General features: G+C 63.7%; 25 protein-coding genes and 3 tRNA genes. 7 read left to right on the forward strand and 21 right to left on the reverse strand.

The annotated features are described in order from the left end of the window. Positions 1–57: 57 nt before the first annotated feature. The 8 genes from B9N93_RS02475 to B9N93_RS02510 all read right to left on the reverse strand — a co-directional run bounded on the left by B9N93_RS02475 (position 58) and on the right by B9N93_RS02510 (position 6,978). Positions 58–134, reverse strand: a tRNA-Asp gene (locus B9N93_RS02475). Between the two features lie 9 nt (positions 135–143). Beyond that, a tRNA-Val gene (locus B9N93_RS02480) sits at positions 144–219 on the reverse strand. 12 nt (positions 220–231) lie between these two features. Next, on the reverse strand, positions 232–504 hold the full coding sequence (locus tag B9N93_RS02485) for an HU family DNA-binding protein (RefSeq protein ID WP_085210578.1): 273 nt from the start codon (positions 502–504) through the stop codon (positions 232–234). Between the two features lie 303 nt (positions 505–807). Beyond that, positions 808–3,225, reverse strand: coding sequence for an endopeptidase La (gene lon / locus B9N93_RS02490; RefSeq protein ID WP_085210580.1), 2,418 nt, complete (start codon positions 3,223–3,225; stop codon positions 808–810). Positions 3,226–3,375: 150 nt separating this feature from the next. Next, positions 3,376–4,656, reverse strand: coding sequence for an ATP-dependent Clp protease ATP-binding subunit ClpX (clpX, locus tag B9N93_RS02495; protein WP_085210582.1), 1,281 nt, complete (start codon positions 4,654–4,656; stop codon positions 3,376–3,378). A gap of 100 nt (positions 4,657–4,756) precedes the next feature. Further along, positions 4,757–5,398, reverse strand: a complete 642-nt coding sequence (gene clpP / locus B9N93_RS02500) for an ATP-dependent Clp endopeptidase proteolytic subunit ClpP (protein WP_085210584.1) — start codon at positions 5,396–5,398, stop codon at positions 4,757–4,759. Between the two features lie 33 nt (positions 5,399–5,431). Then, positions 5,432–6,748, reverse strand: a complete 1,317-nt coding sequence (gene tig, locus B9N93_RS02505; RefSeq protein ID WP_085210586.1) for a trigger factor — start codon at positions 6,746–6,748, stop codon at positions 5,432–5,434. 145 nt (positions 6,749–6,893) lie between these two features. Further along, a tRNA-Leu gene (locus B9N93_RS02510) sits at positions 6,894–6,978 on the reverse strand. A gap of 224 nt (positions 6,979–7,202) precedes the next feature. Here B9N93_RS02510 and B9N93_RS02515 point away from each other — a divergent pair. Genes B9N93_RS02515 through B9N93_RS25280 form a run of 3 tightly spaced genes read left to right on the forward strand, consistent with a single transcriptional unit; the run spans position 7,203 to position 7,890 of the window. Then, positions 7,203–7,571: a cupin domain-containing protein gene (locus B9N93_RS02515; RefSeq protein WP_085210588.1), complete on the forward strand. Its 369-nt coding sequence runs from the start codon at positions 7,203–7,205 to the stop codon at positions 7,569–7,571. Further along, positions 7,568–7,735, forward strand: a complete 168-nt coding sequence (locus tag B9N93_RS25215; RefSeq protein WP_139826509.1) for a cupin domain-containing protein — start codon at positions 7,568–7,570, stop codon at positions 7,733–7,735. The genes B9N93_RS02515 and B9N93_RS25215 overlap by 4 nt, the downstream gene beginning before the upstream one ends. Continuing rightward, positions 7,732–7,890, forward strand: a complete 159-nt coding sequence (locus tag B9N93_RS25280; RefSeq protein WP_176225100.1) for a DUF7230 family protein — start codon at positions 7,732–7,734, stop codon at positions 7,888–7,890. Before B9N93_RS25215 ends, B9N93_RS25280 begins: the two co-directional genes overlap by 4 nt. Positions 7,891–7,917: 27 nt before the next feature. On the opposite strand, the gene B9N93_RS02520 is transcribed toward B9N93_RS25280, so the two are convergent. The 3 genes from B9N93_RS02520 to B9N93_RS02530 form a co-directional block, all read right to left on the reverse strand. Then, entirely contained in the window at positions 7,918–8,589 is a 672-nt protein-coding gene (locus tag B9N93_RS02520; RefSeq protein ID WP_085210589.1) for an HAD family hydrolase, read from the reverse strand. Next, positions 8,586–8,864, reverse strand: a complete 279-nt coding sequence (locus B9N93_RS25285) for a hypothetical protein (RefSeq protein ID WP_085210591.1) — start codon at positions 8,862–8,864, stop codon at positions 8,586–8,588. Before B9N93_RS25285 ends, B9N93_RS02520 begins: the two co-directional genes overlap by 4 nt. A gap of 64 nt (positions 8,865–8,928) precedes the next feature. Continuing rightward, the gene (locus tag B9N93_RS02530) at positions 8,929–9,873 is read right to left on the reverse strand and encodes a hypothetical protein (RefSeq protein WP_085210593.1); all 945 of its coding nucleotides are present in this window, start codon (positions 9,871–9,873) and stop codon (positions 8,929–8,931) included. Between the two features lie 212 nt (positions 9,874–10,085). Here B9N93_RS02530 and B9N93_RS02535 point away from each other — a divergent pair, with 212 nt between their 5' ends. Further along, a complete protein-coding gene (locus tag B9N93_RS02535) occupies positions 10,086–12,044 on the forward strand; it encodes a lytic transglycosylase domain-containing protein (protein WP_085210595.1) in 1,959 nt (652 codons plus the stop codon). 66 nt (positions 12,045–12,110) lie between these two features. Here B9N93_RS02535 and B9N93_RS02540 read toward each other — a convergent pair whose 3' ends face one another. Both B9N93_RS02540 and B9N93_RS02545 read right to left on the reverse strand, forming a co-directional pair. Next, complete coding sequence (locus tag B9N93_RS02540; protein WP_085210597.1) at positions 12,111–13,016, reverse strand: NAD(P)-dependent methylenetetrahydromethanopterin dehydrogenase; 906 nt, start codon at positions 13,014–13,016, stop codon at positions 12,111–12,113. A gap of 148 nt (positions 13,017–13,164) precedes the next feature. Then, on the reverse strand, positions 13,165–14,070 hold the full coding sequence (locus tag B9N93_RS02545; RefSeq protein ID WP_085210599.1) for an NAD(P)-dependent methylenetetrahydromethanopterin dehydrogenase: 906 nt from the start codon (positions 14,068–14,070) through the stop codon (positions 13,165–13,167). 183 nt (positions 14,071–14,253) lie between these two features. Here B9N93_RS02545 and B9N93_RS02550 point away from each other — a divergent pair, with 183 nt between their 5' ends. After that, positions 14,254–15,258, forward strand: coding sequence for a hypothetical protein (locus tag B9N93_RS02550; RefSeq protein ID WP_085210601.1), 1,005 nt, complete (start codon positions 14,254–14,256; stop codon positions 15,256–15,258). 5 nt (positions 15,259–15,263) lie between these two features. Here the strand turns inward: B9N93_RS02550 and B9N93_RS02555 are convergent, their stop codons facing one another. After that, complete coding sequence (locus B9N93_RS02555; protein WP_125468804.1) at positions 15,264–16,241, reverse strand: retropepsin-like aspartic protease family protein; 978 nt, start codon at positions 16,239–16,241, stop codon at positions 15,264–15,266. Positions 16,242–16,560: 319 nt separating this feature from the next. Here B9N93_RS02555 and B9N93_RS02560 point away from each other — a divergent pair, with 319 nt between their 5' ends. Next, positions 16,561–17,592 carry a cytochrome-c peroxidase gene (locus B9N93_RS02560; RefSeq protein WP_085210605.1) on the forward strand — a complete coding sequence of 344 codons (1,032 nt, stop codon included), beginning with the start codon at positions 16,561–16,563 and terminating at the stop codon, positions 17,590–17,592. Positions 17,593–17,682: 90 nt separating this feature from the next. Here the strand turns inward: B9N93_RS02560 and B9N93_RS02565 are convergent, their stop codons facing one another. The 3 genes from B9N93_RS02565 to B9N93_RS02575 form a co-directional block, all read right to left on the reverse strand. Next, complete coding sequence (locus B9N93_RS02565) at positions 17,683–18,930, reverse strand: alpha/beta hydrolase family protein (RefSeq protein ID WP_085210607.1); 1,248 nt, start codon at positions 18,928–18,930, stop codon at positions 17,683–17,685. Between the two features lie 2 nt (positions 18,931–18,932). Further along, a complete protein-coding gene (gene nadA, locus B9N93_RS02570; RefSeq protein ID WP_085210609.1) occupies positions 18,933–20,030 on the reverse strand; it encodes a quinolinate synthase NadA in 1,098 nt (365 codons plus the stop codon). 93 nt (positions 20,031–20,123) lie between these two features. Then, positions 20,124–20,768: a YceH family protein gene (locus B9N93_RS02575; protein ID WP_085210611.1), complete on the reverse strand. Its 645-nt coding sequence runs from the start codon at positions 20,766–20,768 to the stop codon at positions 20,124–20,126. A 142-nt stretch (positions 20,769–20,910) separates the two neighbouring features. Here B9N93_RS02575 and B9N93_RS02580 point away from each other — a divergent pair, with 142 nt between their 5' ends. Then, positions 20,911–22,458, forward strand: coding sequence for an alkaline phosphatase D family protein (locus B9N93_RS02580; RefSeq protein ID WP_085210613.1), 1,548 nt, complete (start codon positions 20,911–20,913; stop codon positions 22,456–22,458). A gap of 115 nt (positions 22,459–22,573) precedes the next feature. On the opposite strand, the gene B9N93_RS02585 is transcribed toward B9N93_RS02580, so the two are convergent. The 4 genes from B9N93_RS02585 to B9N93_RS02600 are packed head-to-tail and all read right to left on the reverse strand — an operon-like array spanning position 22,574 to position 26,086. After that, on the reverse strand, positions 22,574–22,864 hold the full coding sequence (locus B9N93_RS02585; RefSeq protein ID WP_085210615.1) for a CCDC90 family protein: 291 nt from the start codon (positions 22,862–22,864) through the stop codon (positions 22,574–22,576). A gap of 35 nt (positions 22,865–22,899) precedes the next feature. After that, positions 22,900–24,396, reverse strand: a complete 1,497-nt coding sequence (locus B9N93_RS02590; RefSeq protein WP_085210617.1) for an FAD-linked oxidase C-terminal domain-containing protein — start codon at positions 24,394–24,396, stop codon at positions 22,900–22,902. Between the two features lie 49 nt (positions 24,397–24,445). Further along, positions 24,446–25,168, reverse strand: a complete 723-nt coding sequence (locus tag B9N93_RS02595) for a rhomboid family intramembrane serine protease (protein WP_085210619.1) — start codon at positions 25,166–25,168, stop codon at positions 24,446–24,448. Positions 25,169–25,198: 30 nt separating this feature from the next. After that, positions 25,199–26,086, reverse strand: coding sequence for a hypothetical protein (locus B9N93_RS02600; protein WP_085210621.1), 888 nt, complete (start codon positions 26,084–26,086; stop codon positions 25,199–25,201). Between the last annotated feature and the right edge of the window lie 236 nt (positions 26,087–26,322).

Here is a 26,322-nt window from a genome sequence, read left to right on the forward strand (position 1 = left end):
CATTTCCTTGGAGCTAAAAAAAAGCCCCGCGTGATGCGCGGGGCTTTTTTCTTGGTTTGGCGGAGCGGACGGGGCTCGAACCCGCGACCCCCGGCGTGACAGGCCGGTATTCTGACCAACTGAACTACCGCTCCAAATTAACTTGGTGGGTGCTGTAGGGATCGAACCTACGACCCTCGCCTTGTAAGGGCGATGCTCTCCCAGCTGAGCTAAGCACCCTGAAAGAGAAGGCTATTGTACAGCATCTTTCAGGGCTTTACCAGCCTTGAATGCGGGAATTTTCGCGGCTTGGATGGTGATCGAATCGCCGGTCTGCGGATTGCGGCCCAGACGCTCGGCGCGTTCCTTCACCAGGAAGGTGCCGAAGCCCACCAAGGATACAGCTTCGCCCTTACGCAAGGCTTCGGTAATCGCATCGATGACACCGTCCAATGCGCGACCGGCATCCGCTTTGGTCAAGTCGGCCGCGTCGGAGATCGCCTCGATAAGTTCCGCTTTATTCATTCATTCCCCCTAGGTGAGTTGGGATTAATCGGTTATGTTCGATGGAAGCGCAGGAAGGTGCCGGGCGGCGATGGGCTGGATGTTGGGATCGACCCGGTTCCATCCCGCGTCTTCAAGCCAGGAGCAACCGGCTTGGGCCAAGCCCCGAAAGCCACGTTGCCGCAGTCGCGTCTGCTCGATAGGGCGGGGAATTTATCAGCACAGGAAAAGCCATGTCAAGGCGGGATGGGCCTGGGAGCCTTGATTTCCGCGGCTTCCGGCCCGTTCGCGGGTTGCGCGGCGGGCCGGTCGGTCGGGAAGGGGTCAGTGGGCGATCATGCTGCTGGCGGGCATCGCGGGGAGGGTGACGCCTTCGCCTTCCACCACCGGGGGCGGGACCGGCAGCGGCTCGGGCATGCGTTGCAGCGCGATTTTCAGTACATCGTCGATCCAACGCACCGGGATGATGGCGAGGTCTTGCTTGATGTTCTTGGGGATTTCCGCCAAGTCCTTCTCGTTTTCCTCGGGGATCAGTACTGTGGTGATCCCGCCGCGGTGGGCCGCGAGCAGTTTTTCCTTCAGGCCGCCGATAGGCAGCACTTCGCCCCGGAGGGTGATTTCGCCGGTCATCGCCACATCCGAGCGCACCGGGATTTTGGTCAGCGCGGACACCAGGGCGGTACACATGCCGATGCCCGCGCTCGGACCGTCTTTCGGGGTCGCGCCTTCGGGGACATGCACATGCACATCGTGCTTTTGGTAGAAAGTGGGGTCGATTCCCAGCATGTCGGAACGGGTGCGGGCCACGGTGATGGCGGTCTGGATCGACTCCTGCATGACCTCGCCCAGCTTGCCGGTATAGGTCTGCTTCCCGTTGCCCGTCATGATGACGGCCTCGATGGTCAGCAATTCGCCGCCCACTTCGGTCCAAGCCAGCCCGGTGACCTGGCCGACCTGGTCGTTTTCCTCGGCGCGGCCATAGCGGAAGCGCTTCACGCCCAGGTAATCCTCCAGGTTGCGGTTGGTCACGTTGACCCGCTTGCTGCTGGGCTTCAAGGCCAGGTTCTTCACCACTTTGCGGCAAATCTTGGCGATGTCGCGTTCCAGGTTACGCACCCCGGCTTCGCGGGTGTGGTAGCGGATGATGTCGCGGATGGCCGATTCGTTGATGTGGATTTCGGTTTCCTTGAGGCCGTTGTTCTTGATCTGCTTGGGGATCAAGTAGCGCAGGGCGATGTTGATTTTCTCGTCCTCGGTGTAACCGGCGATGCGGATCACTTCCATGCGGTCGAGCAGCGGGGCCGGGATGTTCAGCGTGTTGGCGGTGGCGATGAACATCACCTCGGACAGGTCGAAATCGACTTCCAGGTAATGGTCGTTGAAGGTGTGGTTCTGCTCCGGGTCCAGCACTTCCAACAGGGCGGAAGCCGGGTCGCCGCGGAAATCCATCGCCATCTTGTCGATCTCGTCCAGCATCAGCATGGGGTTGCGGGTTTTTACCTTGGCCATGTTTTGCAGGATTTTGCCGGGCATGGAGCCGATGTAGGTGCGGCGGTGACCGCGGATTTCCGCCTCGTCGCGCACGCCGCCCAGGGCCATGCGTAGATATTTGCGGTTGGTGGCGCGGGCGATGGATTGGCCCAGCGAGGTTTTGCCGACGCCGGGCGGTCCCACCAGGCACAGGATCGGGCCTTTGAGCTTTTTGACGCGCTGTTGCACGGCCAGATATTCCAGGATGCGTTCCTTGACCTTGTCCAGGCCGTAATGCTCGGCTTCCAGGATTTCCTCGGCGTGTTTGAGGTTGTGGTTGACCTTGGTGCGCTTCTTCCAAGGCATGCTGACCATCCAATCGATGTAGTTCCTAACCACCGTGGCTTCGGCGGACATGGGCGACATCAGCTTGAGCTTGCTCAGTTCGGTCTCGGTCTTGACGCGGGCGGCTTCCGGCATCCCGGATTTCTTGATCTTGCGGGCCAGTTCCTCGAATTCGTTGGGCACGTCCTCCATTTCGCCCAGTTCCTTCTGGATCGCCTTCATCTGCTCGTTCAGGTAGTACTCGCGCTGGTTCTTTTCCATCTGCTGCTTGACGCGGCCGCGGATGCGCTTTTCCATTTCCAACATGTCCACCTCGCCTTCCATCAAGGTCATGAGGCGTTCGAGGCGGGCGGTGATATCGCTGGATTCGAGGATGATTTGCTTATCCTCGATCTTGATGGTCATGTGGGCGGCGATGGTGTCGGCCAAGCGGCTGGGGTCGTCGATACCGGCCAGCGAGTTCAGGACTTCGGGCGGGATGCGCTTGTTCAGCTTGACGTACTGGTCGAAGGTGTTGATGACGGTGCGGACCAGCACATCCAATTCTTGTTCGCCGATGCTCAGTTCGTCCTCTTGCGGCACGACCTGGGCCATGAAGAACTTGTCCAGCATCTTGTATTTTTCCACCCGGCTGCGCTCGCTGCCCTCGACCAACACCTTGACGGTGCCGTCCGGCAGCTTGAGCAATTGCAGGATGTTCGACAGCGTGCCGACCGTGTAGAGGTCTTCGAAACCGGGGTCGTCGACCTCGGCTTCCTTTTGCGCCACCAGCAAGATTTGCTTGTTGTCGCGCATGGCGCTGTCCAGGGCCAGGATCGATTTTTCCCTGCCCACGAACAGGGGGATGACCATGTGCGGATAAACCACCACGTCGCGCAGAGGCAGAACCGGGACGGTTTTCAAAGTGGCATGCGTTGAACTATCCATAGGGGGGACCATTGGTTGTAGGAGGGGGTGGATTGAAGATATAGGCGGGGGGGGAATGAATACAAGGGGCGCTGAAATAAAACCGCAAAAAAAATCGCCCGCAAGCGGGCGATTGTTTATTTACAGTTAATTGTCGTGTGGATTTTAGGGTTATTCACCCGAGGCGAGGTGTTTTTCGCCGCTCTTATAGATCAAATAGGGTTCGGTTTCGCCTTTGATGACCTTTTCATCGATCACCACCTTGGAGACATGCTCGGAAGAGGGTAATTCGTACATGGTATCCAGCAGCACGTGTTCAAGGATGGTACGGAGGCCGCGAGCGCCGGTCTTGCGGTCCATGGCCCGCTTGGCGACCACTTTCAGGGCGTCCTCGCGGATTTCCAGGTCGCAACTTTCCATCTCGAACAGCTTCTTGTACTGCTTGACCAAGGCGTTCTTGGGCTCGGTCAGGATACGGACCAAGGCCGCTTCGTCGAGTTCTTCCAGGGTCGCGACCACCGGCAAGCGGCCCACGAATTCCGGGATCAACCCGTAGCGGATCAAGTCCTCGGCTTCCACCTCGCCCAGGATTTCGCCAACGTTGCGTTTCTCGTCCTTGCTCTTCACATCGGCGGAGAAGCCGATGCCACCCTTCTCGGAACGGGCGCGGATGACCTTTTCCAGCCCGGCGAACGCGCCGCCGCAGATGAACAGGATATTGGCGGTGTTGACCTGCAAGAACTCCTGTTGCGGGTGCTTGCGGCCCCCTTGCGGCGGCACCGACGCTACCGTGCCTTCGATCAGCTTGAGCAGGGCTTGCTGCACGCCTTCGCCCGACACGTCGCGGGTGATCGAGGGGTTGTCGGACTTGCGGGAAATCTTGTCGATCTCGTCGATGTAGACGATGCCGGATTCGGCTTTTTCCACATCGTAATCGCACTTTTGGAGAATCTTCTGGATGATGTTCTCCACGTCCTCGCCGACATAGCCCGCTTCGGTCAAGGTGGTGGCGTCGGCGATGGTGAAGGGCACGTCCAGCAAGCGGGCCAGGGTTTCGGCCAGCAAGGTCTTGCCAGAGCCGGTCGGGCCGATCAGGAGGATATTGCTCTTGGCCAATTCCACGTCGCTCTTCTTGGCGTGGCTTTGGGCGCGGAGCCGCTTGTAATGGTTGTAGACGGCCACCGACAGGATACGCTTGGCCTTTTCCTGGCCGATCACGTATTCGTCGAGGACCGCCTTGATTTCCTTGGGCTTGGGCAACTTATCCATGCCGGAGGAGGCGCTCTCCTGGAGTTCCTCGCGGATGATGTCGTTGCACAATTCCACACATTCGTCGCAGACGAAAACGGCGGGCCCGGCGATGAGCTTGCGCACCTCATGCTGGCTTTTACCGCAAAACGAGCAATAAAGGAGCTTGCCGCCCCCGTCTTTGCCGTGTCTGTCGTCACTCATCGCACACCCCTTCTTGCGTCGTCGTAAGCGTTGCGGCGGTCGATCCAAGCCCCGTCCTGGGGCATCGACCGCGTGTTTCCTGAGTTATGGGAATTCCGGCTCATCCCGCCGCGGAAACTTCCCGGCTCTCCAAAACCTTATCGATTAGACCATAGCGTACCGCGTCGGCTCCGCTCATGAAATTGTCACGGTCGGTATCGGCTTGGATGCGCTCCATGGGCTGGCCGGTATGCTTGGCCAGGATGGTGTTGAGGCGTTCGCGCACGGCCAGGATTTCGCGGGCATGGATATCGATATCGCTGGCCTGGCCTTGGAAACCGCCCAAGGGCTGGTGGATCATCACCCGCGAGTGCGGCAGGGCGTAGCGCTTGCCGGGGGCGCCGCCCGCGAGGAGCAAGGCGCCCATGCTGGCGGCCTGGCCCACGCACAGGGTGCTGACATCGGGTTTGATGAATTGCATGGTGTCGTAGATGGCGAGGCCGGAAGTCACCACGCCGCCCGGCGAGTTGATGTACAAATGGATGTCCTTGTCCGGGTTTTCCGATTCCAGGAACAGGAGTTGGGCGATGATGAGGTTCGCCATGTAGTCCTCGACCTGGCCGACCAGGAAGATGACACGCTCCTTGAGCAAACGGGAATAGATATCGAAGGCCCGTTCGCCGCGGGCGGATTGTTCGATGACGATGGGCACCAGGCCGGAAGCCCTGGGGCTGAGGTCTTGGGGGAGGTTTGGGTTAAACATGGGTTGCCTTCTGGGAATGGGGGTGTGGGCCGGCTAGGCTTGGGCCTTGGGAGCCGCCGCTTGCATGAGCGCCTGGAAGTCGATCTTCTCTTCGGTGGTCTGGCCTTGTTCCAGGATCAAATCCACGACCTGGTCTTCGCGGGTCACGTTCTCGATTTCGCGCAGCCGGGTCTTGTCGGAATAGTACCAGCGAACCACCTCGCTGGGTTGTTCGTAGCTCTGGGCCAGTTCTTCGACGGCGGCGCGAACGCGGTTGACATCCAGCTTGACGTTATAAGTCTCGATTAGCTTGTTCAGCACCAGGGCCAGGGTCACGCGCCGCCGCGCCACCGGTTCCAGTTGCTCCTTGAGCTTGGCCTCGTCGATGGCTTGCTTGCGTTCCTGGGCGGTTTCCAGATAGGGCCGGGCCAGGTCGTTGACCTCGTCCTTGACCAGCACGCCGGGCAGTTGGATGGGGTTGGCGGCGTAGAGCGCGTCCATGACCGAGGTTTTGGTCTTGGTGTGCAGGGCGCGGCGCATCTCGCGTTCCATGTTGCTGCGGATTTCGGCGCGGAAGGCGTCAAACTCGCCGCCTTCGATCCCGAACAGGCTCATGAAGTCGGCGTCCAATTCCGGCAGGCGGGTCTCTTCGACCTTGGCGACTTCGACCACGAAATGCACGGTTTTACCGGCCAGGTTGGCGGCGGGATAATCTTCCGGGAAGGCTTGGTCGAATTCGAGCTTCGCGCCCGGTGTGGCTCCTTTCAGATTGTCCTCGAAACCCGGCACCATCTGGCCCTCGCCCAGCACCACCGGGAAATCCTCGACCTTGCCGTTGGTGAAGGAGGCTTCGCCGTCGAAGCCCTCGAACGCGATAATCATGCGGTCGCCTTCGACCGAGGAACGTTCCACGGCTTCCCAGGTTTTACGCTGCTCGCGGAGGCGCTGGATCATGGCGTCCACATCTTCGTCGCCGACTTCCGACAGGTAGCGGCGGACTTCCAGGGTTTCCAGCGGCATCGGCACGAATTCCGGCATCACCTCGAAATTGGCCTCGTATTCCAGGCCCTGGCCCTCGTCGGCCTTGTGGGCGGTGATGGTCGGCATCCCGGCGGGGTTCAGCTTCTCGTCGCGCACGGCTTCGTGGAAGGTGTTCTGGATGATTTCGGTCAACACTTCTTCGCGGACCTGCTGGCCGTAGCGCTGTTTGATGACGCTGTGCGGCGCCTTGCCGGGGCGGAAACCGTCGAGCTTGACCTTCTGGGTGAGGGCGTTCAGGCGGGTGGAGACTTCCTTCTGGATTTTTTCTTCGGGAACCTGGACGGTCAGCTTACGGCTCAATTCGGATGTCGTTTCGACAGAAACTTGCATGGGTTACCTCGAGGTAATGGATAGCGATAATCGGGGCTGGTTGGTCGGGTGGTCGTCCGGGGTTGGCGGGGACGGACGGGCGCTCGTGCGGTGGTCGGCGTTCGGGGGCGGGCGCCCAACGCGAAGCATGAGGTCTGAGGGTAGGTGGTGCGAATGGAGAGACTCGAACTCTCAAGGGTTGCCCCACTGGAACCTAAATCCAGCGCGTCTACCAATTTCGCCACATTCGCAAACAATCTTCGGATTATACCCCGTTCGCCCTGGAATGCTGGATGCCACGCCACCGCCTCGAAGGTCGGTGGCCGGAATCCATGCGTGCGAACCATCCGCGTATTATAAATCCCTGTAATATTTTTTCATCTGTCATGTGGCCAATAACGCGGTTGCCAGGGGCCGGGCTTCCGAAAATCCACCGACGGCTGGATAATGGTCCGCTCCACCCTGGCCGTCCGCCATGACCACTTCCGATCCTCCGCTTTTGGCCCGTTTGCTCGCCGACCTGCCGGAAAGCCTGGATGCCGAGCGTTTCGAGACGGTGTTGGAAACGCCCGCGTTCCGCTTGGAGCGCATCCTGTCCTTGGGTCACGCCACGCCACCGGGCGAGTGGTACGACCAAAGCTGGGACGAATGGGTGATGCTGGTGCGGGGCGGCGCGGCGCTGGTGATCGAAGGCCGGGCCGAAGTCCTGGTTTTGAATCCGGGCGATGCGGTGTTATTACCTGCCCATTGCCGCCACCGGGTGGAATGGACCCGGCCCGGCGAGCCGACGGTGTGGTTGGCCCTGCATTTTCCCCATCCCGAACCCACGGGGGCGACGATATGAGCGGTATCATGATCGAACGGTTGGGCCTACACGGCTGGCCGGTGTGGAGCCAGGAACCTTCGGGATTCCCCTGGACCTACGACGAGACCGAATCCAAATCCAATATGGGGTCGGAAGCCCCGGCGCGGGCTAAGCGCCATTTATTGATCAAGAGGCGAATATGAGCAAGAAACCCCGGCCACCGGCCATCCCGGTGAACAATCCCGTCGCCAAGCACGCGGGCAAATTCAACCGCGCCGCCACCTTCCGCGACGCCCGCAGCTACCGGCGCAAGCCGAAACACCCGGGCCGAGAGCCCTTCCCGATCCGCGCCGCCTGATCGGAAAGGGCTTTCGACCTTCCCACCTCATGCCCCCCGCCTCCCCATCATCTCCACCACTTCCAGCAGCGAAGCGCAGGCATGGCGGGCCAAGCCCAGCGCTTGCGCCCGGAGATTGTCGTGGCGCTGCACCAAAACCGTAATCATCCCGGCGGCATTGGCGGCGGCGAGTCCGGTTGGCGAATCCTCCAAGGCGAGGCAAGCCGCCGGGTCCATGCCCAGCCGCCGCGCCGCCTCCAGATAAACATCCGGCGCGGGCTTGCCCAGAGGCACTTGGTCGCGGGTCACGACCACCGTGAAGGCATCCGCCAAGCCGGAGCGTTCCAGGCAGCGCCGGGCGTAGGGTGCATCGCTATTGGTGGCGAGCGCGAACGGAACCCCACGGGCGCGGAGTAGTTCCAGCAGGGTTTCCACGCCCGGCATCCGCGCCATGCCCTGGGTGTGGAGATGGGCGAACCAATGCCGCTCCGCCGCTTGATAGAAACGCTCCCGTTCGAAGCCGGGGCCGAATTCCCGCCACATCGCCGCTTCCACAGCGGAGGCGTGCTGGCCGAACAGGCTGTGGCAAAAGTCTTCCGCCAGCGCATAGCCCAGTTCGGCCGCGGCCAGCCGCCAAGCCGCGCAATAGGTGGATTCGGAATCGAGGACCAAGCCATCCATGTCGAGGATGGCGGCTTGGAACGGCGGCAGGGCGCTCATTGCTGTTGCTTCATGAGGACGCGGTCGCGGAACAGCCCGCAGGCCAGGACGCCTAGCGCCGCGCCGATGATTTCCAGCAAGAAGCCGCCGATCATGCTGCCATGGGTGAAGTTGATGCCCATCAGCGGTTTGAGGAACACGAAGGTCCATGCCGCCTTGGTGCCGTAATAGATGATCAAAGCCCCGACGATCCAGGGCAGGGGATTCAATTTCAGCTTATCCGCCGTCAGGTAGAACCAGACGCACACGAGGAACGCGATGACGCCGCCGAGCATGGGGGCAACTCCTTGGAAAGTGGGGGGAAACGCGGCGCACTGTAGCAAAGCGGGCCGGGCTTGCCTATGCGTCCGGTGCCCGCACGACCTTGATATATTCGCCCGGCGCTTCCCGGCTGGTGCCCACCACCAGATGGCGCGAACCCTGGGCCGTTTCCTCCAGCACGCCCGCGATTTCCACGGTTTCCCCGGCTTCGGCCTGACCGGCGTAGGTTTGCGTATGGGCATGGACTTCGGCGATATCGGGATGGTCCAGCCGGTAGACCGCCGGGCAGTCATAGGCGAAACCGGCGTCGAGGACGCGGGCGCGGAGGCGGGTCCGGCCCAGTTTACGCACCGGGCCGGAGTCGGGCACCGGCGCGTCTTCGCCGATCAAGCTGATATCGAACTTGGTGCCCGCGGCCATGCCTTTATTGAACTTGCGCCGCTCGTGCCACAGGTAGTCCTCGAACCCGAGGGCGCAGCCGCGCCGGGCGTAGGCGTCGCGCCAATCCTCCGGGGTCAAATCGTCCAACGCGCCTTCGGCCAGCGCCCGCCGGACCAGCGCCCTGGCCTGGAAAAACGCCGCCCGCCCATAGATCACCACATCCAAATCGGAAGCCGGATTTTGCGCTCCGATCAAGAGCGAGCCGGTGAGCCCCACTTGGTCCAGGTCCAGTCCCATCCCGGCCAATAGTCGCAGCAGGTGCGCGGCCTTGGCCTCGATGGCGTCGAGGTGCGCCGCGCCGAGCAATTCCCGCACCCGCGTCCGTGGCCGATGATGGCGGGCGATCCGCCCCAAGGGCACGCCGTGCAAAAGCGTGTCCAGCCGCCGCGAGGTGTAGAGGTAGTCCGGGGCGTGGGCGGCGAGATAGTCCTGGGCGGCGGCGGTGCGTAGTTTCTGGCGGCGGCCCTCGACCGGCGCATAGCGCAGCCAGCACAGCAGGCGGCCCGCCTCTATATGTCCGTCCACGACGGCGAAGATGAGCCCTTCCGGGGTTTGGATGAAATCGCGGGGTTGGTAAATCATGGTCGGGAGCGTTGCCGATGGCTGGAGGCGGCACAGGATGCCGGAACCGGGCGTTCCCGGCCAGTCGAAGCCGCGTAAAACTGGGGTCCAAAGCTGGCTTTGGACTCCAATCGCGTCGGATCGATGACGTGGAGCGGCGGGCGGGTAGGCGGGTCCGGGCGATCCTGGCCATAATACCGGCGTGGTGTCCGGGCTAACGGTTGTTAGGGAATATGTTGAAAAGACTGCTGTGGTTTTTCGCCTGGGTGGGCGCGGTGCTGGCCGAACCTGTCGGTCTTGAACCGCAAAGGGCGCTATTCCTCCAGGCCGAGCAAGCCCTGGAACAAGGCCGCATCGACGAAGCCCGCCATCTGCGCGATTCGCTCGAAGGCTATCCGCTCCAGGTTTATCTCGGCTTCCGCCTGCTCGACCACCGGCCCGGCGCGGAAGCCGAAATCCCGGCCTTCCTGGCCCACCATGGTCAAACCCGCTATGCCGCGCCCTTGCGGCGGCAATGGCTGGAATTCCTGGCCCGCAAAGAAGCCTGGGACGATTACGTCCGGGCCTATCAAGCTTCCGACGATCCCCAAGCCCAGTGCGATTATTATTGGGCGCTCCACCGCCTGGGCCGCGCCGCCGAAGCTTATGCCGGTGCGGCCAAACTATGGGATTCCGCCGAGTCCCGCCCGACCAACTGCGACCGCTTGTTCGCCGTCTGGCAAGCCAGCCCCGCCTTTACCCCGGAGCAGGTCTGGAAACGCTTGGGGCTGGCCCTCGACAAGCACCGCCTCCCGCTGGCCCACGCCCTGCGCGATTTGCTGCCCGCCCAGGAGGACCGCGCCACCGCCGATTTCTGGCTCGCGGTCCACGACAATCCCCGGTTGGTCGAGCAATGCGCCGGGTGGAAGCCCGCCGATCCCCGCCAGGGCCGGATTTTCGCCCATGGCATCGACCGGCTGGCGGGGGACGAGCCTTTGCGGGCGCTGGGTGTGTGGAACCTGCGCCGCGGCGAATTCCGTATCGAACCGGGGGAACAGGCCCGGATCGACCGCCGTCTCGCCATCGCGCTCGCCACCCAGCGCTATCCGCAGGCGGCAACCTATCTCGGCACCTTGCCGGACGGCGTGGCCGATGCCCAGACCCGCGCTTGGCGCATCCGCGCCGCCTTGCTGCGGCAGGATTGGCCCGGCGTGCTGCTCGGCCTGGAACAACTCGACGCCTCCGAGCGCAGCCAGAACCTTTGGCGCTATTGGCGGGCGCGGGCCTTGGAAGCCTTGGGCGATAACACCGCCGCCTTGGAGGTGTACAAGGCTTTGGCGGGCGAGCGGGATTTCCACGGTTTCGCGGCGGCGGACCGGGTGGGGGCGAAATATCCCTTGTCGTTCGAGCCGACGCCGGTCGCCGAGGCCGAGGTGCAACGGCTGGCCGCGACCCCGGCTTTCCGCGCCATCCAGGAATTCCGCGCCCTGAACCGGCCCGGCGAAGCGCAAAAGGAATGGTTGTACGCGCTTGATGCGCTGTCCAAACAGGACCGGCTCATCGCCGCCAAGCTGGCCCAGCAATGGGGCTGGGACCGGCTGGCGATCACCGCGCTGGCCAAGTCCGAAAACCAGGGCGATTTGTCCTTGCGCTTCCCCTTGGCCTATGGCGAGGCCATCGCCCAGGAAGCCCGCGAGCGCAATCTGGAGCCGGCGCTGGTTTACGGGCTGGTGCGGCGGGAGAGCGCGTTCGATCCCGGGGCCAAATCTAGCGCCGGGGCTTTGGGGCTGATGCAAATCATGCCCGGCACCGGCCAGGACGTGGCCCGCAGTTTGAACGAGGCGTGGACTTCGGAGCGGATATTGTTGGAACCGCGGGTGAACCTGCGCTATGGCTCGGCTTATTTCCGGGGTTTGTTGGACCGTTTCGGCAACCGTTTCGCCCTGGCCACCGCCGCTTATAACGCCGGGCCGAACCGGGTCGAGCGCTGGTTGCCCGCCTCCGGCCCGTTGCCCGCCGATATCTGGATCGAAACCATCCCCTACAGCGAAACCCGCCAGTATGTGAGCGCGGTCCTGGCCTATGTGGCGATCTACCGGGAGCGGTTGGGCGGGAATGCGGGCCGGATCAGCGGCTTGCTGACCGAGATCCTGCCGGGGAAGCAGGGGGTGGCGAAGCCGGACCGGCCTTTGGGGGTGGCGGTTTGTCCTTGAATAATGCGGCGCACATTATAGGCGGCGGACGGGGCGGGTCTTGACGCCCGCCCCGCGTGGCTGGGATTAAACCAACTCCCGCGCCCGCTCGAACGCCTCCCGGAAATCCAGGAATACCGGCTTTGCCGCCGTGAGCAGGTAGGCCAGCAAGGCGTGTTGCAATTTGTATTTCACATCGCCCACCGCCAGCGAGCCGATACCCACCGCGCCCGGCGAATTCACCGCGTGGACCAGGGGTTCGCCATTGTGCATCCGTTTCACGCCCTCGATGCCCAGGGGCGGCACCGCGTTGATATCGCCCGCCACCTTCAATTGCTTGGCATCGCCCAGGATATCGGCGTTCAACACCTGCACCCCGGCCTTGGCGGTGCAGAATACGATATCGGCATGGGCGATCAAGCGGGCCTTGTCGGCGTCGGAACTGGCGTAGGTGCCTTTCAACTTGGCCCCGCAACGGGCGTTGTATTCGTCGGCCTTTTCCAGGGCGGTGTTGATGTTGAAGGGATCGACGATCTTCACATCCACCCCGGCCAGCGAGGCGATCACGGCGGTGGCGATGCCCACCGGGCCGGTGCCGCCATAGACCACGCCGCACAGCCCCTCCAAGCCGACCCCGTGCTTGATCCGCAACTGCTTCTCGACGCAGGCGACCAGGGCGGCGGCGGTGGTGCAAGCCCCGCTGGGATCGGCCAGCACCGAGACCTCGAACGGCGGCACCATGGCGTTTTTGGCGATGTCCAGCATGTTGAGCGCCAAGCCCAGGTCGCGCCCACCGATAAACAGGCCGGTGCGTTTCACGCCCGCAGGGCCACGGGAAAAGATGGCGTCCTGCACCAGGCCGTTGACTTGTTCCAGGGCCACGTTGTTATAGGTGAAGATCGATTCGAAGCCCGAGTCCACCGCCATGTTGATATCGAAGGGACTGACATGGGGCATGGGGTCGAACATGTGGAGTACGGTGCGTTTTTCCATGGGGAAACCTCTTGCGATAGGGAATCGGGGCGTCCCACGCGGGGGCGCGGGGCTGCTGCGTGGCGACCTTGCGTCGCGGGGCCGTGGGGCGTTCCCGCATGGGCGCGGGAACGGGGCGGGGGGATGGGCGATGTCGCGGGGTCCGGGCTCAAAGCCGGGCGGCGATTGTGCGGGCCAGGGCGAAGGCGTCGTCGAAAGCCAGGTAGACCGGCTGGTCGGTTTCGCGCATCCGGGCCAAAAGGCCGCTTTGGGTCTTGTATTTGACATTGCCGATGGCGAGCGCCCCGACCCCGACCGCGCCGCTGTTCGAGCCTTCGATGGGTGTGCCCTGGTGGAAGGCGTCCAGCCCGGCGATACCGGAGGGCGGTACGGCGTTCACGTCGGCGGCGACCTTCAGCACGGGGGCGGCGGCGACCAGTTCGGCGCTCAAGACCTGGATACCGGCGGCGGCGGTGGCGAACACCACATCGGCGGTTTTGATGAGTTCGCCCTTGTTGGCGTCGGCGTCGCCCTCGATCTGGGTCGCGCCGCCGCCGAATTCGGCGTTGACCAGGGCGGCGACGGACTGGGCTTTTTCCAACTGGCGGCCGATGATCTTGACCTTGGCCCCGGCCTTGGCCGAGAGCGCGGCGGCGATCTGGCCGACCGGGCCGGTGCCGCCCAGGCACAATACATGCTTGCCTTCGAGTCCGGTGTCGAACTTCGTCTGCAACTGCCGCTCGACGCAGGCGACCATCGCCGCCGCCGTGGTGTAGGCGCCGCTGGGATCGGCGAAGGCCGAGACCTCGAACGGTGGCACCATGGATTTCTGGGCGGTCCTGAGCATGTCCACCGCCAGCTTGGCATCGCGCCCGCCGAAGAACAGGCCGGTACGCTTCACGCCCTTGGGGCCACGGGAAAAGATCGAGTCCTGCACCAAGGCTTGCACCTCGCCCAGTTCCACATGGAGGTAGGGGATGGCCGCGGTCCAGCCGGCGTCCAGGGCCATGTTGACATCGAACGGGCTGAGGTTCTTTTCGGGGGTGAACATGTGCAGGATATAAGGCTTTTCCATGGACGGCTCCATTTTGGTTATGGTGTATGGGGCGGAAGGCGATGGGGGGTCCGGTCGCGCGGACGCGCGAAGGATAGCATAGAACGCCTGGTTGCCGACCCGCCGGAATCCCGGTCCCATCAAGCCGCCCGCACCGGGTTTGGGTGCGGCGCGGCCCGTTCAATCCGTCGATAGGAAAACGCCATGTCCTTTAAAAAAGCCTTGTCCGCCGGGGCTGTCCTGGCGCTCCTACTGGGTGCCGATGCTTGCCAAGCTTTCTCGTTCGCCCTGATCGGCGACCAGGAATACGATGATTCCCAAGCCGCCCGCTTCCCGAACCTGCGCGAGGATATCAACGCCGATCCCTCGATAGCCTTCGTGATCCACGATGGCGATATCAAAAGCGGTTCCAGCCCCTGCTCCGACGCCCTGTTCCGAGCCCGCCGCGCCGAATTCGACGCCTTCGCCAAGCCGTTCATCTATGTGTTCGGCGACAACGAATGGACCGATTGCCACCGGGCGGGCGCGGGCCGCTACAACCCGCTGGAACGCCTGGCCAAGCTGCGCGCGATCTTCCATCCCTACGGCTCCCCCAGCTTAGGGGTCGAGTCCCTGTCCTTGGAGCGCCAGGGCCGGGATTATCCCGAAAACCTGCGCTGGACCCAGGGCGGCGCGATGTTCGTGACCCTCAACATCCCCGGTAGCAACGATGGTTTGGCGTCCACCGGCAATGCGGCCTGGGATGCCGCCAACCGCGCCGAGGAAGCTATCCGCAAACGGCGGAACCTCGCTTGGTTGCGGGAGTCGTTCGCGCTGGCGCAACGCGGGGGATTGGCCGGCCTGATGCTGGTCATCCAGGCCAATCCTTGGGATGCGATTCCCACGTCGGGCCTCACCGCCTACCAGGATTTCCTAGCCGCCCTGGCAGCCGAAACCCGCGCCTTCGGCAAGCCGGTGGTGCTGGTCCATGGCGACAGCCATTATTTCCGCATCGACAAGCCGCTGCCCACGGTGCCCTTCGACCCCAAGCTGCCAACCCAGCCCATGCCGTGGGAAAACCCCGCGCCGCGGCTGGAGAATTTCACCCGGGTGGAAACCTTCGGCACCGTCAACGCGCATTGGCTGAAGGTCACGGTGGAGCGGGACGATCCCGGCGTGTTCACCTTCCAGCAGCGCATCGTCCAGAAGAACGTGGTGCCCGCCCCTTAAAGCGGCTATTCCGCCGCCGACTCTCCGTCCTCGCCCCGCATACACCGTAGCACGCGGGCATTGACCACCTTGTCGCCGCCCATGCATTCGCTCACCGATTTCTTCAGCGCGGCGGGCGGCGCGGGCCGGGGGGCCGCCGCCTCGTCCGGGCCGGTGCCGGGCGCGACATCCTGTTGCAGGATCAACTGGCCGTTTTCTTGCTGCATCCGCAGTTCGCGCAGGGCGCTCATGCCCAGCAACACCACGTCGCCGGGCATCGGGGCAGTAATCAGTACCGCCTCGATATTCTTCAAGCGGATCGGGCCGAGTTTCAGGGCATCGACCTTGGCCGCGTACATCCCGGCCACGCCATTGGCGGTCATGGTCTGCACATACTGGCCCCGCGTCAGATTCAGGTTCCAACGCAGCTTGTCCGGGATCGAGACGAAACTGGCCCCGGTGTCCACCACGAAGGTGACAGGCTTCCCGTTGATCTCGCCCGGCGCGTAGAAATTGCCGTTCTTGGCCGGGGTGATCACCACTTCCGCGACTTGTATCGGGGCCGGGGATTCGGGCGCGGCGGGGGTTGATACTGGCGTTTCGGGCGGGGCCGCAGGTTCCGGGGCGGTGGCCGCGGTCGCTTCGGGTTCCGGTGTCGGCGCGGTTTCCGGCGGCGGTTCCAGTGCGGTGGGGGCCGCGGCTTCGACCTTGGCGGCGGGCGGGGACGGGCTGGCGGGCTGGCGGGTGTGCAATTGCTTGAGCAAGGTGGCAACCAGTCCCAGGATCAATAGCCAGGTGCCCGCCGCCACGAGCCGGGTGACGATGGCAAGCCGGTTGCGTTTGGGCGGGTATCCGGGTTTGTGGTAATGCACCACCCGCGAGGCGGCGGACGGGGAATCATCGGCGGTCGGCGGCGGGGCGGCGGGGCGGCGCCGGTTCGGGGGGGCTGGTTCATGGTGTGGCTCGGGCGCGATGGGTGTGCCGTAAAGTTTAAGTGAGTACACGGATTATTGTCCCGGAGCGCGTGAACCGTGCGGGCCATGGACGGTCATAGCAAGTGTTCTTCCTCTCTGTTGACCCACCTTCCGGTGGGTCTTTTTTTAGGGGCGGGCGGGTCGCCGGGGTTGGTTGCAATTGTCGGAGTATTTCACTATAAGGTGTCGCCCTGCCCGGATACGCAGCCTTTCGGGTTGACGCCAACAGCGCGTTTTCCACCATGCTTCCAGGGGCTTTTCCAAGCGAGTAGCGGGCGGTGCCCGCGGATCGACAATAAATCCTATGCCGAACAGCACATCAGCTGACTGATAAGAGGAGCAGCATCCCATGTTCAAAACCAAGCTCTTGATTGGCACGGTCCTCCTGGCGGCATCGCTGGGGACCATGGCCGCCGAATGGCAAGCCCTGCCCGGCAAAGCCCCCGAACCCGCCGACAATCCCACCACTCCCGCCAAGGTGGAACTGGGCAAGATGCTCTACCACGACACCCGCTTGTCCGCCAACGGCGTGTTGTCCTGCAACTCCTGCCACAATGTGATGAACGGCGGCGAGGATAACCGCAGCGGCTCCATCGGCGTCAAGGACCAGCGCGGCGGTCGCAGCGCCCCGACCGTGTGGAATTCCGCCTTCAACTCCGTGCAGTTCTGGGATGGTCGTGCCCCCAGCCTCGAAGCCCAGGCCAAAGGCCCGGTCACCAATCCCATCGAGATGGGCATGAAGAGCTGGGACGATGTGGTCGCCCGCTTGAAGGCCATGCCGGGCTACCAAGCCGCCTTCACCGCCGCCTTCGGTCCCGATTCCATCAGCGCCGACAACGCCGCCAAGGCCATCGCCGCCTATGAGCGCACCTTGATCACCCCGAACAGCCCGTATGACAAATACGTCGGCGGCGACAAGAGCGCCCTGACCGAACAACAGGCCCGCGGGATGCAGACCTTCGCCGACGTGGGTTGCGTGTCCTGCCATTCCGGCCCGGCCTTCAACGGCCCGACCCTGCCGGAAGGCACCGGCTTCTATCAGAAGTTCCCGGCCAACGACAATGGCGCTTTGGAAGCCATGTACAACTTCAGCGCCGACCTGGGTCGCCAGGCCGAGACCAAGAACGCCGCCGACGCGCACCTGTTCAAGGTGCCGACCCTGCGCAATATCGCCCTGACCGCGCCCTATTTCCACAACGGCAAGGTGCAGAACCTGGAGGACGCCGTGAAGATCATGGCCAAGTTGCAACTCAACAAGGACTTGACCGCCGAACAGAGCGCCGACATCGTGGCCTTCCTCAACGGCCTGACCGGCGAGTTCCCCAAGATCGAGATGCCGCGTTTGCCCGCTTACGCGAACAAGGCGTTCCCCGCCGAATAAGACCGCCCCGCTTTGGGGATGCGGAAAAGCCGACCTCCGGGTCGGCTTTTTTGTGGGTGGACGCGAACGATCCCGCCCGGCGATCCCGGTTCACTTGGCCTTCAAATCGCCATAGCGGCCCAACCACCGGGCAGCCCGTCCGCCGTCCAACCACCGCCGCGCGTCGGCATCGGACTTCAGTTGGGTGTCCAGGAATGCCGTGGTGATATCGCGCACCGCCGCCAGGTGTTGCGCTTGTGAACTGGGCCCATCCGGTCGGTGGAATCCGTCCGCCGCGCCGGGAGGACCACCGCCCGGCGGTCCGCCGCGTCCCCCGCCGCCGCCGCCGCCGCCGCCGCTACCACCGAACGCATCGGCCCGGAGCCGGTCGCCGCCATCCCCGGCTGGAAAAGGCCCGCCCCCACCGAAAAAGCCGTCCTGTCCGTCGTCCGGGCCGTCGCCGTCGGCACCTTCGTGCCGCTGTTCCGGCCCGGCCCCGCTTAGCCAACGGTGCGAGCCGTTGCGCAGCAGTAGGAGATATTTGCCTTGGGCGGGCGCGTATTTCCACAGGGCGGTACGGAGCGAGGGGCTGGTGATGCCATAGGGGTCTTCGTCGCCGCTGGCGGTAACGACCAGCAAGGGGGTTTGTATGTCGCTGTAATGGTGTGCCGGATTGCCCGCCGCCAAGTCCACCGAGGGGCTCAGGGTGATGGCGGCGCGGATAGCCAATCCTGGCAGGTCGGGCCGGGCCGCACCCAGTTTTCCACCTACCAGGGCCGTGACGGCCTGGGCACCCAGGTCGTAGCCGACCAGGGCCAACCGTTGCGTATCCGCGTGGGCGAACGGGGCGAGTCCGGCCGCAGCCCGCCGCCGGAATTCCCCCAAGGCCCAGACCAGATGGGGCAAGCGGTTTTCCAAGGCGGTCGCCGCGAAGTATTCCCGACCGATGGCGGGTAAATCGTGGTTCCGGCCTGGGCCGAGCGCCTTGAGCGCGTTGCCCACCGCCGCGGGTTGCGCCGTGAACACCACATAGCCCGCGTTGGCCCAAGCCTGCCGCCAGAGTCCGCCCGCCGTGGCGTCCTCGCCCAGGCCCGGAAAATAAACGACCAGGGGATAACTTCCCGGCTGATCCGGGGATAGCACCGAGATATCCAAGGCGGTCGGCCCATCCTTCCAGGTTTCACGCAGCGAGACCGTGGCGGGCGCGGTGGAATGGATATATCCACCCCGCGCCGAAAACTCCGCCATGGCCGCCTTGATCTCGCCCGGCGAAGGGGCATCCGGGCCGGTGAAGAACGAACAGCCACCGAGGGCGACCAATAGGCTGGCGAGTATCGCCTTGCCCTTGTGGTGGCGCATGGTCAAGTCACCTGCAACATCCGGTTCAAGGCCAGCCGCGCCGCATGGGCATCGCCATCGTTCACCTTGATCCGGTTCACCACGTTGCCCGCCGCCAGGTTTTCCAGCACCCACAACAGGTGCTGCGGGTCGGTGCGAAACATGGTCGAACACATGCACACGGTCGGCGACATGAAATGCACTGCCTTCCCGTGGGGCCGCACCTCGTCCGCCAGTCGGTTGACCATATTGAGTTCGGTGCCGACCAGCCAGCGGGTATTCGGTTCGGCTTCGCGGATGGTCTTGAGGATATATTCGGTGGAGCCGATATATTGGGCTTTCTCGCACACCTCGAACGAACATTCCGGGTGGGCGATGACTTGGGTATCCGGGTGGCGTTCCAGGAAGCGGTCGATCTGCTCGGGCCGGAACATCTGATGCACCGAACAAAAGCCCTTCCACAGGATGATGCGGGCGTTCTTGATTTGCTCGACGGTTAAGCCGCCACGGGGCTGGGTGAAATCCCAAGTGACCATCTGGTCCAGCGGGAGGCCCATGCGGTAGCCGGTGTTGCGCCCCAAGTGCTGGTCCGGGAAGAACAGCACCTTTTCGCGCTGATCGAAGCTCCATTCCAGGATTTTGCGGGCGTTGCTGGAGGTGCAGACGGTGCCGTTATGCCGCCCGCAGAAGGCTTTCAAATCCGCCGCCGAATTGATGTAGGTGACGGGCGTCACGCACTGGTCGGGATCGATGACTTCGGCCAGTTCGCGCCAGCAGCGCTCCACCGCCTTGAGGTTGGCCATATCGGCCATCGAGCAGCCCGCCGCCAAATCCGGCAGGATGGCGATTTGTTCCGGGCGCGACAGGATATCGGCCACTTCCGCCATGAAATGCACGCCGCAGAACACGATATATTCGGCCTCCGACTGGGCGGCTTCCCGCGACAGCTTGAGGGAATCGCCGGTGAGGTCGGCATGGCGGAACACCTCGTCGCGCTGATAATGATGGCCGAGGATCACGCAGCGTTGACCCAAGGCGTGCTTGGCGGCGAGGAGGCGCGCCTCGCATTCGGCGTCGTCGAGCAGGGCGAAATCGGTCAGGGCTAAAGCGGATGCGGACATGGCGGGAACCTAGAAATCAAAGGGATAGCGATCATAACATCGCGCCGGGGTCGGGAATAGGCGCGGGCCGGGGACGGCGGGCCGCCGCGGCCTTCACTCGAACAACTGCCGCAGGCGCTCGACCTCGGCGCGGAGTTCGGCCACCTCTTTTTCCAGCGCGGTGATGCGCTCGCGGTCGGAGCCTGGGTGATGGCCGCTGGCCTGGATTTCCGCCGGGCTGAAGAGATGGCTTGGGTCCGCGTCGCCCAAAAGATGCCGGTAGCGGATTTCGCGTTTGCCCGGTTCGCGGGCCAGGCTTTCCACCATCGGCGGGTCGCGCTGGGCCAGCCGGGCCAGCGCGGTTTCGACCTGGGCCAGATCGTTGATTTTGCACAGGCGTTCGGCATGGGTGCGGAGTTCCCCCGGTGTTTGCGGGCCGCGCAGCAGCAGTTCGCAGATCACGCCGACCTCGACCGGGTTGAGTTGCACATCGCCGAAGGCCGAATTGCAGAAGCGCTGGCGGTATTTGACCACCCGTCCGCCGGTCAGGGTGCTGACCAGATAGCGCTTGATGAGCCCATCGACCGTTTGTTTTACCGTGGTTTCGGCGAGGTCGAGGACGGGGTCGCGGTTGCTTTTCTGGTTGCAGGCGGCGGTCAGGGCGTTGAGCGACAGGGGGTATTGCTCGGGGGTGGTGATTTCCTTTTCGATCAGGGCACCGATGATGCGGGCTTCGTGGGGGGTGAGTTTTTGGTTCATGGTTCGATACCGCGCTGTGGAGTAGGGTTAAGTATCACACAGGCCGGGAGGGTCGATTCATCGACTTGCAACCGGACTTTCACGCGGAAACACACCTGGCCGCGGTTCACTACAACTTCCATATAACTAAGCGAGGATAACGATGAACCCACGCAACTTCCGCCTCGGCACCGCCTTGATCGCCTTGCCTTTGATGATGGGCTGCGCCAGCACCCAAGCCGTCGCCGCCGCCGGTCCCGCGATGGACCAGGGCGTCCAGTTCGGCGATTTGCAAGGCGGCAATGTCATCGTGTGGAGCCGCGCCGACCGCGAAGCCCGCATGATGGTCGAATATGCCTACAACAATAAATTCAAAGGTTCCAAGGTCGTGCGCGGCTCCTATGCCACGGCGGGCGAAGATTTCATCGTGCGCCAGGAACTGACTGGCCTGAAATTGGGCCAGGATGTCTACGTCAAGGTCTGGTTCGAGGACTTGACCAACGCCCGCAATCAGAGCGTGCCGGTGTTGGGCCAGTTCCACACCATCGCGCCCGGCGAGGCCATCCGCTTCGTCTGGGGCGGCGACACCAACGGCCAGGGTTGGGGCATCAACCTCGCCTTCGGCGGCATGAAGATTTACGAGGCCATGCGCCAGGTCAACCCGCAATTCTTCATCCACAGTGGCGACAACATCTATGCCGACGGCGTCATCCTGCCCAGCGCCACCGCCGAGAACGGCAAGACCTGGACCAACATCGTCACCCCGGAAGTCTCCAAGGTGGCCGAGACCCAGGCCGAATTCTGGGGCCGCTACAAATACAACCTCCTGGACGAGAACGTCCGCCGCTTCAACGCCGAGGTGCCGCAAATCTGGCAATGGGACGACCACGAGGTGGTGAACAACTGGTCAGATGCCAAAGACCTGAGCGCCGATCCGCGCTACACCGTCAAGGATATCCCGACCCTGGTGGCGCGGGCCGATATCGCTTTCCACGATTACGCGCCGCTGCGTCCCGAGGGCGCGAACGAGCCGGAGCGGGTCTACCGCAAGATTTCCTATGGTCCCTTGCTGGATGTGTTCGTCCTCGATATGCGGAGCTATCGCGGTCCCAACAGCGCCAACCTCCAGGCCGCGCCCGGCCCGGACACCGCCTTCATGGGCCGCAAGCAGGTGGCGTGGCTGGAAAACGGCCTGAAAAAATCCACCGCCACATGGAAGGTCGTCGCCGCCGACATGCCCATCGGCCTGAACGTCGGCGACGGCACCAATCCCGACGGCACCCCGCGTTGGGAAGCCATCGCCAACGGCAACAACGGCCCGGCCCTGGGGCGCGAACTGGAAATCGCCGGCTTGCTGAGCTTCATCAAGGCCCAGGGCATCAAGAACATCGTGTGGTTGACCGCCGATGTGCATTACGCCGCCGCCCACTACTACGATCCCTCGAAAGCGGCCAGCAATGACTTCCTGCCGTTCTGGGAATTCGTCGCGGGTCCCCTCAACGCGGGCAGCTTCGGCCCGAACACCAAGGACCAAACCTTCGGCATCCAGCCGGTGTTCGAGATCGCCCCGGCGGTCCAGAATTCCTCGCCCTACGCCGGCTACCAGTTCTTCGGCCAGGTCGATATCGACCCGGCCACCCAGGCGCTGACCGTGCAGTTCAAGGACATCAACGGCCAGCCGGTCTATGGCAAGCTGTTGAGCGCCGAGTAGGCCGGAGGCTTGGAGTCCAAAGCTTGCTTTGGACTCCAGCCGGGTGGGATGGATAAAAAGCGGCGCGGCGGGGGAAGCCACTTCCCCCGCCGCGCCGTTTTGGTTTTGGGTGGATTCAAAAATACAGCTTGCCCGCGATGGCCCCGATCCCGGCCACGACCGCCAGCAATAGCAGTTTGATCAGCGTCAATTCGCCCCGCAGCGCTTGCAACCGGGCGTCGATGCGGAATTCCAAATCCCGCACTTCTTGCCGGACCAATTCCAAATCGCGGCGGGTCGCGTGGTCGCGCCCGATTTCCAAGCTCCGCAGCGCATCGGTCAGCCCTTCGGCGTGGCGTTCGTCGAAGCCGGATTCCCTGAGTTTCCGGGCCAGTTTATGCGTGTCGAGCATCGCCACTTTTTTCACTCCCGTGTTTCCGGTCCATTCATGGGTTCACCCGATTAAAACCGCTCCAATTCGGGATGCGGCCAGCATCCGCCGTGGATATGTATGGCCCCGTATTCCGCGCAACGGTTGAGGCTGGGCACGCCCTTGCCGGGATTCAGCAAGCCTTGGGGGTCGAACACCTGTTTCACGGCGTGGAAGCGGGCCAGTTCCGGGCCGGAGAATTGGGCGCACATCGGGTCCAGTTTTTCCATCCCGACGCCATGCTCGCCGGTCACGGTGCCGCCGACTTCCACGCACAATTCCAGGATACGCGCCCCCAGGGCTTCGGCCCGCGCCAATTCGTCGGCGCTGTTGGCATGGTACAGGATAAGTGGATGCAGGTTGCCGTCGCCCGCATGGAAGACATTGGCGACGCCCAACCCGTATTCCCCGGAAAGCTCGCCGATCCGCCGCAGCACCCCGGCCAGATGGCGGCGCGGGATAGTGCCGTCCATGCAGTAATAATCGAAGCCCAGGCGACCCAGCGCCGGGAACGCCGCCTTGCGTCCGGCCCAGAAGCTTTTGCGCTCGGCTTCGCTCTGGGAGCGGCGGACTGCCACGGCGCCACCGGCCCGCAATACCGCCTCGGCTGTTTCAATATCGGCGGCGACTTGTTCCGGCAGCCCGTCAAGCTCGCATAGCACCAGGGCGGCGGCGTCCTCGGGATAGCCGGGATGGAGATAGGCTTCCACGGCGCGGAGGGTGGTGTTGTCCATCAGCTCCAAACCGGCGGGCAACAACCCCGCCGCGATTACTGCCGCCACCGCCGCGCCCGCCGTTTCGATGCTATCGAAGGCCGCCAGCACCGCCTGCGCCCTGGGCGGCAGGGGCAACAGCTTCACGGTGATTTCCACGATCACGCCCAGCAAGCCTTCCGAGCCGCAAACCAGGGCCAGCAGGTCGTAGCCCGGCGCGTCCAGCCCGCCGCCGCCCAGGGTGACGAGTTCGCCGTCCAGGGTGGCGAGCTGCACCGCCAGGAGGTTATGCACGGTCAACCCGTATTTCAGGCAATGCACGCCGCCGGCATTCTCAGCCACGTTGCCGCCAATTGTGCAGGCGATTTGCGAGGACGGGTCCGGCGCGTAATAAAGGCCATAGGGCGCGGCGGCTTCCGAGACCGCCAGATTGCGCACACCCGGTTGGACGCGGGCGCAGCGGTTGTCGGGGTCGATGGCGAGGATGCGGGTGAATTTGGCGAGGCTGAGCAATACCCCGTTTTCGACCGGCAGGGCACCGCCCGATAGCCCCGTACCCGCGCCCCGCGCCACCACCGGCACGCCGTGTTCCCGGCACAGGCGCAGCACGCTCAGCACTTGTTCCACAGTCTCGGGCAGGACCACCAACCAGGGCACGACCCGGTAGGCCGACAGCCCGTCGCATTCATAGGGCCGGAGGTCTTCCGGTTCGGAAAGCACGGCGTCTTCCGGGAAATGGGGCCGCAGCGAATCCAGGAAGCGGGCGCGGTCGGTGTGGTGGGCGATGCGTTCGGCGGGATGGGGCTGGTAGTTCATGGGCGGGTGGGTTCGTCAAATTAGGGGCGGGTGGCGGAATACGCTGTCGCTATTCCGCCCTACGGTCCCAGCGGGTGAAGGGCGAATCTTCCGGTTCGTTGCGCTCCGGCAGCAAGAACAGCCGGTACAACAACATCCCGGCGCTGAAACCGCCCAAATGTCCCCACCAGGCCACATCGGCGATGTGATCGCCCGTGGCGGCGGGCGTGGTGATTTTATAGAACTGGATGATGACCCATACCCCCAGGAAGGCGATGGCCGGCACCCGCACGAATAACGGCAGGAAGAACACCCAAATCACGATGCGGGCATAGGGGAACAGGAAGAAATAAGCCCCCATCACCCCGGCCAAAGCCCCGGAAGCCCCCAAGGTCGGCACCAGGGATTGCGGATTGAAATACACATGCAGCCCGCCCGCCACCAGCCCGCACAAGAGATAGAACGCCAAGAAACGCACCCCGCCCATGCGGTCCTCGACGTTATCGCCGAAAATCCACAGCATCCACATATTCGTCACGATATGCAGCCAACTGCCGTGCATGAAGATGGAGGTCACGAACGGCGTGTAATCCCCCGCCGGAAAACCGGCCTTGCCCGCCCATTCCGGGAAGGTATAGCGGGCCGGCACCAAGCCATGCAGATAGTTGAAATAGTTATGGGCTTCCAGCGGCAACCATTCGCTGTAGGCGAACACCAGGAAGTTCACCAGGATCAAGCCCCAAGTGATCCAGGGCGTATACCGCAGGGGAATCGTATCGCGGTAGGGAATCATGCGGGGCGGCTCCTGGGTGGCGGGATGGGTTCAGGTTGGGGGTGGGGCGGGCTGCTGGGCGCGGAAATCGACGAAGGCATCGATAGCGCCCACCAAGGCCAGCCCCGACAGCGCGAATTGCGGCCAATACACCAGCACGATGTAGACCGGCAAGGCCCAGCCCCGGTTCATGCCGCGCACTTCGATCACCCCATGGATCACGGCCAGCCCCACGAAGAAATACAGCATCATCGCCGCCATGAACAAATCGGCCAGCAAGACGGGGCTGAAATAGCCCGAGAGCCAGATCAGGGCGACGGTCACGAGCAAGGCCAGGCGCGGCAGGCGCAGCCGCCGGAATTCCGGGCCGAAGCCGCCGGGGTTATACATCAGGGATTGCAGCCAGCGGGCGAACAAGAGGCCGAGCATCAGACTGAGCCCGTACAGCACGGCCAGCAGGCCGTTCATGATGCGCAGGGTGTCGTTCTCTTCGAAACCCTTGACGGTCGCGCCCGGCACCGCCGCCACGGCGCGGTGCAGCCAAGCCTTCCAGAACGCGACCACATCCCCGGTCGCGAGGTGCATCGCCAGGATGAACAAGCCCACCCAGAGGCCCACCACCAGGAGGGCAGCGCCTTGGGATTCGGTGCGGCGCAGGGTTCCGGCGGCGAGCAGCAGCGGCGGCCACAGCGCGAACACCAAGGGGAAATCCAAGCCGGGCCGCGAGCCGAGCCAAAACCAGCCGCCCGCGACCACCAGCCCCGCGCCCAGCATGACCAGGACACCGGGCAGCCCGCCCTGGCGCAGGGCGTACAAACCCACCGCCGCCGCCGAGATCAGGGCGAAGGGCGGGATTTTCAAGGCCAGGATGCCGAACAGGCCCGCGATCAACACGGCGGCCAGCGGATGGCGCAGGATGAAATTGGCGAAAGAGCGCATGGACAAGTTTCCGGGAGGAGGTTGGAGGGGAAATCTAGCGTATTGAGGTGGGGGGTGGATAGGGGGCGTTGTAATTCCGGGACCGCATCCGCAGGAGATCGATCATGCCGACCTTGAGTCTTGGAATCCCTGCGGAGACCGCCGATATCTTGACCCAAACGTACCCCGAACAGCAGTGCTTGCTCGGATCGACTCTGTCTGGTAGTGCCGGAGCGCCACGCCTAACCCTTTGGATT

It is taken from the genome of Methylomagnum ishizawai (assembly GCF_900155475.1).
Taxonomy (GTDB): domain Bacteria; phylum Pseudomonadota; class Gammaproteobacteria; order Methylococcales; family Methylococcaceae; genus Methylomagnum; species Methylomagnum ishizawai_A.

Coding starts and splice junctions, on each gene's coding strand:
- B9N93_RS02485 (WP_085210578.1), bottom strand. CDS start 504: ATGAATAAAGCGGAACTTATCGAGGCGATCTCCGACGCGGCCGACTTG.
- lon (WP_085210580.1), bottom strand. CDS start 3,225: ATGGATAGTTCAACGCATGCCACTTTGAAAACCGTCCCGGTTCTGCCT.
- clpX (WP_085210582.1), bottom strand. CDS start 4,656: ATGAGTGACGACAGACACGGCAAAGACGGGGGCGGCAAGCTCCTTTAT.
- clpP (WP_085210584.1), bottom strand. CDS start 5,398: ATGTTTAACCCAAACCTCCCCCAAGACCTCAGCCCCAGGGCTTCCGGC.
- tig (WP_085210586.1), bottom strand. CDS start 6,748: ATGCAAGTTTCTGTCGAAACGACATCCGAATTGAGCCGTAAGCTGACC.
- B9N93_RS02515 (WP_085210588.1), top strand. CDS start 7,203: ATGACCACTTCCGATCCTCCGCTTTTGGCCCGTTTGCTCGCCGACCTG.
- B9N93_RS25215 (WP_139826509.1), top strand. CDS start 7,568: ATGAGCGGTATCATGATCGAACGGTTGGGCCTACACGGCTGGCCGGTG.
- B9N93_RS25280 (WP_176225100.1), top strand. CDS start 7,732: ATGAGCAAGAAACCCCGGCCACCGGCCATCCCGGTGAACAATCCCGTC.
- B9N93_RS02520 (WP_085210589.1), bottom strand. CDS start 8,589: ATGAGCGCCCTGCCGCCGTTCCAAGCCGCCATCCTCGACATGGATGGC.
- B9N93_RS25285 (WP_085210591.1), bottom strand. CDS start 8,864: ATGCTCGGCGGCGTCATCGCGTTCCTCGTGTGCGTCTGGTTCTACCTG.
- B9N93_RS02530 (WP_085210593.1), bottom strand. CDS start 9,873: ATGATTTACCAACCCCGCGATTTCATCCAAACCCCGGAAGGGCTCATC.
- B9N93_RS02535 (WP_085210595.1), top strand. CDS start 10,086: ATGTTGAAAAGACTGCTGTGGTTTTTCGCCTGGGTGGGCGCGGTGCTG.
- B9N93_RS02540 (WP_085210597.1), bottom strand. CDS start 13,016: ATGGAAAAACGCACCGTACTCCACATGTTCGACCCCATGCCCCATGTC.
- B9N93_RS02545 (WP_085210599.1), bottom strand. CDS start 14,070: ATGGAAAAGCCTTATATCCTGCACATGTTCACCCCCGAAAAGAACCTC.
- B9N93_RS02550 (WP_085210601.1), top strand. CDS start 14,254: ATGTCCTTTAAAAAAGCCTTGTCCGCCGGGGCTGTCCTGGCGCTCCTA.
- B9N93_RS02560 (WP_085210605.1), top strand. CDS start 16,561: ATGTTCAAAACCAAGCTCTTGATTGGCACGGTCCTCCTGGCGGCATCG.
- B9N93_RS02565 (WP_085210607.1), bottom strand. CDS start 18,930: ATGCGCCACCACAAGGGCAAGGCGATACTCGCCAGCCTATTGGTCGCC.
- nadA (WP_085210609.1), bottom strand. CDS start 20,030: ATGTCCGCATCCGCTTTAGCCCTGACCGATTTCGCCCTGCTCGACGAC.
- B9N93_RS02575 (WP_085210611.1), bottom strand. CDS start 20,768: ATGAACCAAAAACTCACCCCCCACGAAGCCCGCATCATCGGTGCCCTG.
- B9N93_RS02580 (WP_085210613.1), top strand. CDS start 20,911: ATGAACCCACGCAACTTCCGCCTCGGCACCGCCTTGATCGCCTTGCCT.
- B9N93_RS02590 (WP_085210617.1), bottom strand. CDS start 24,396: ATGAACTACCAGCCCCATCCCGCCGAACGCATCGCCCACCACACCGAC.
- B9N93_RS02595 (WP_085210619.1), bottom strand. CDS start 25,168: ATGATTCCCTACCGCGATACGATTCCCCTGCGGTATACGCCCTGGATC.
- B9N93_RS02600 (WP_085210621.1), bottom strand. CDS start 26,086: ATGCGCTCTTTCGCCAATTTCATCCTGCGCCATCCGCTGGCCGCCGTG.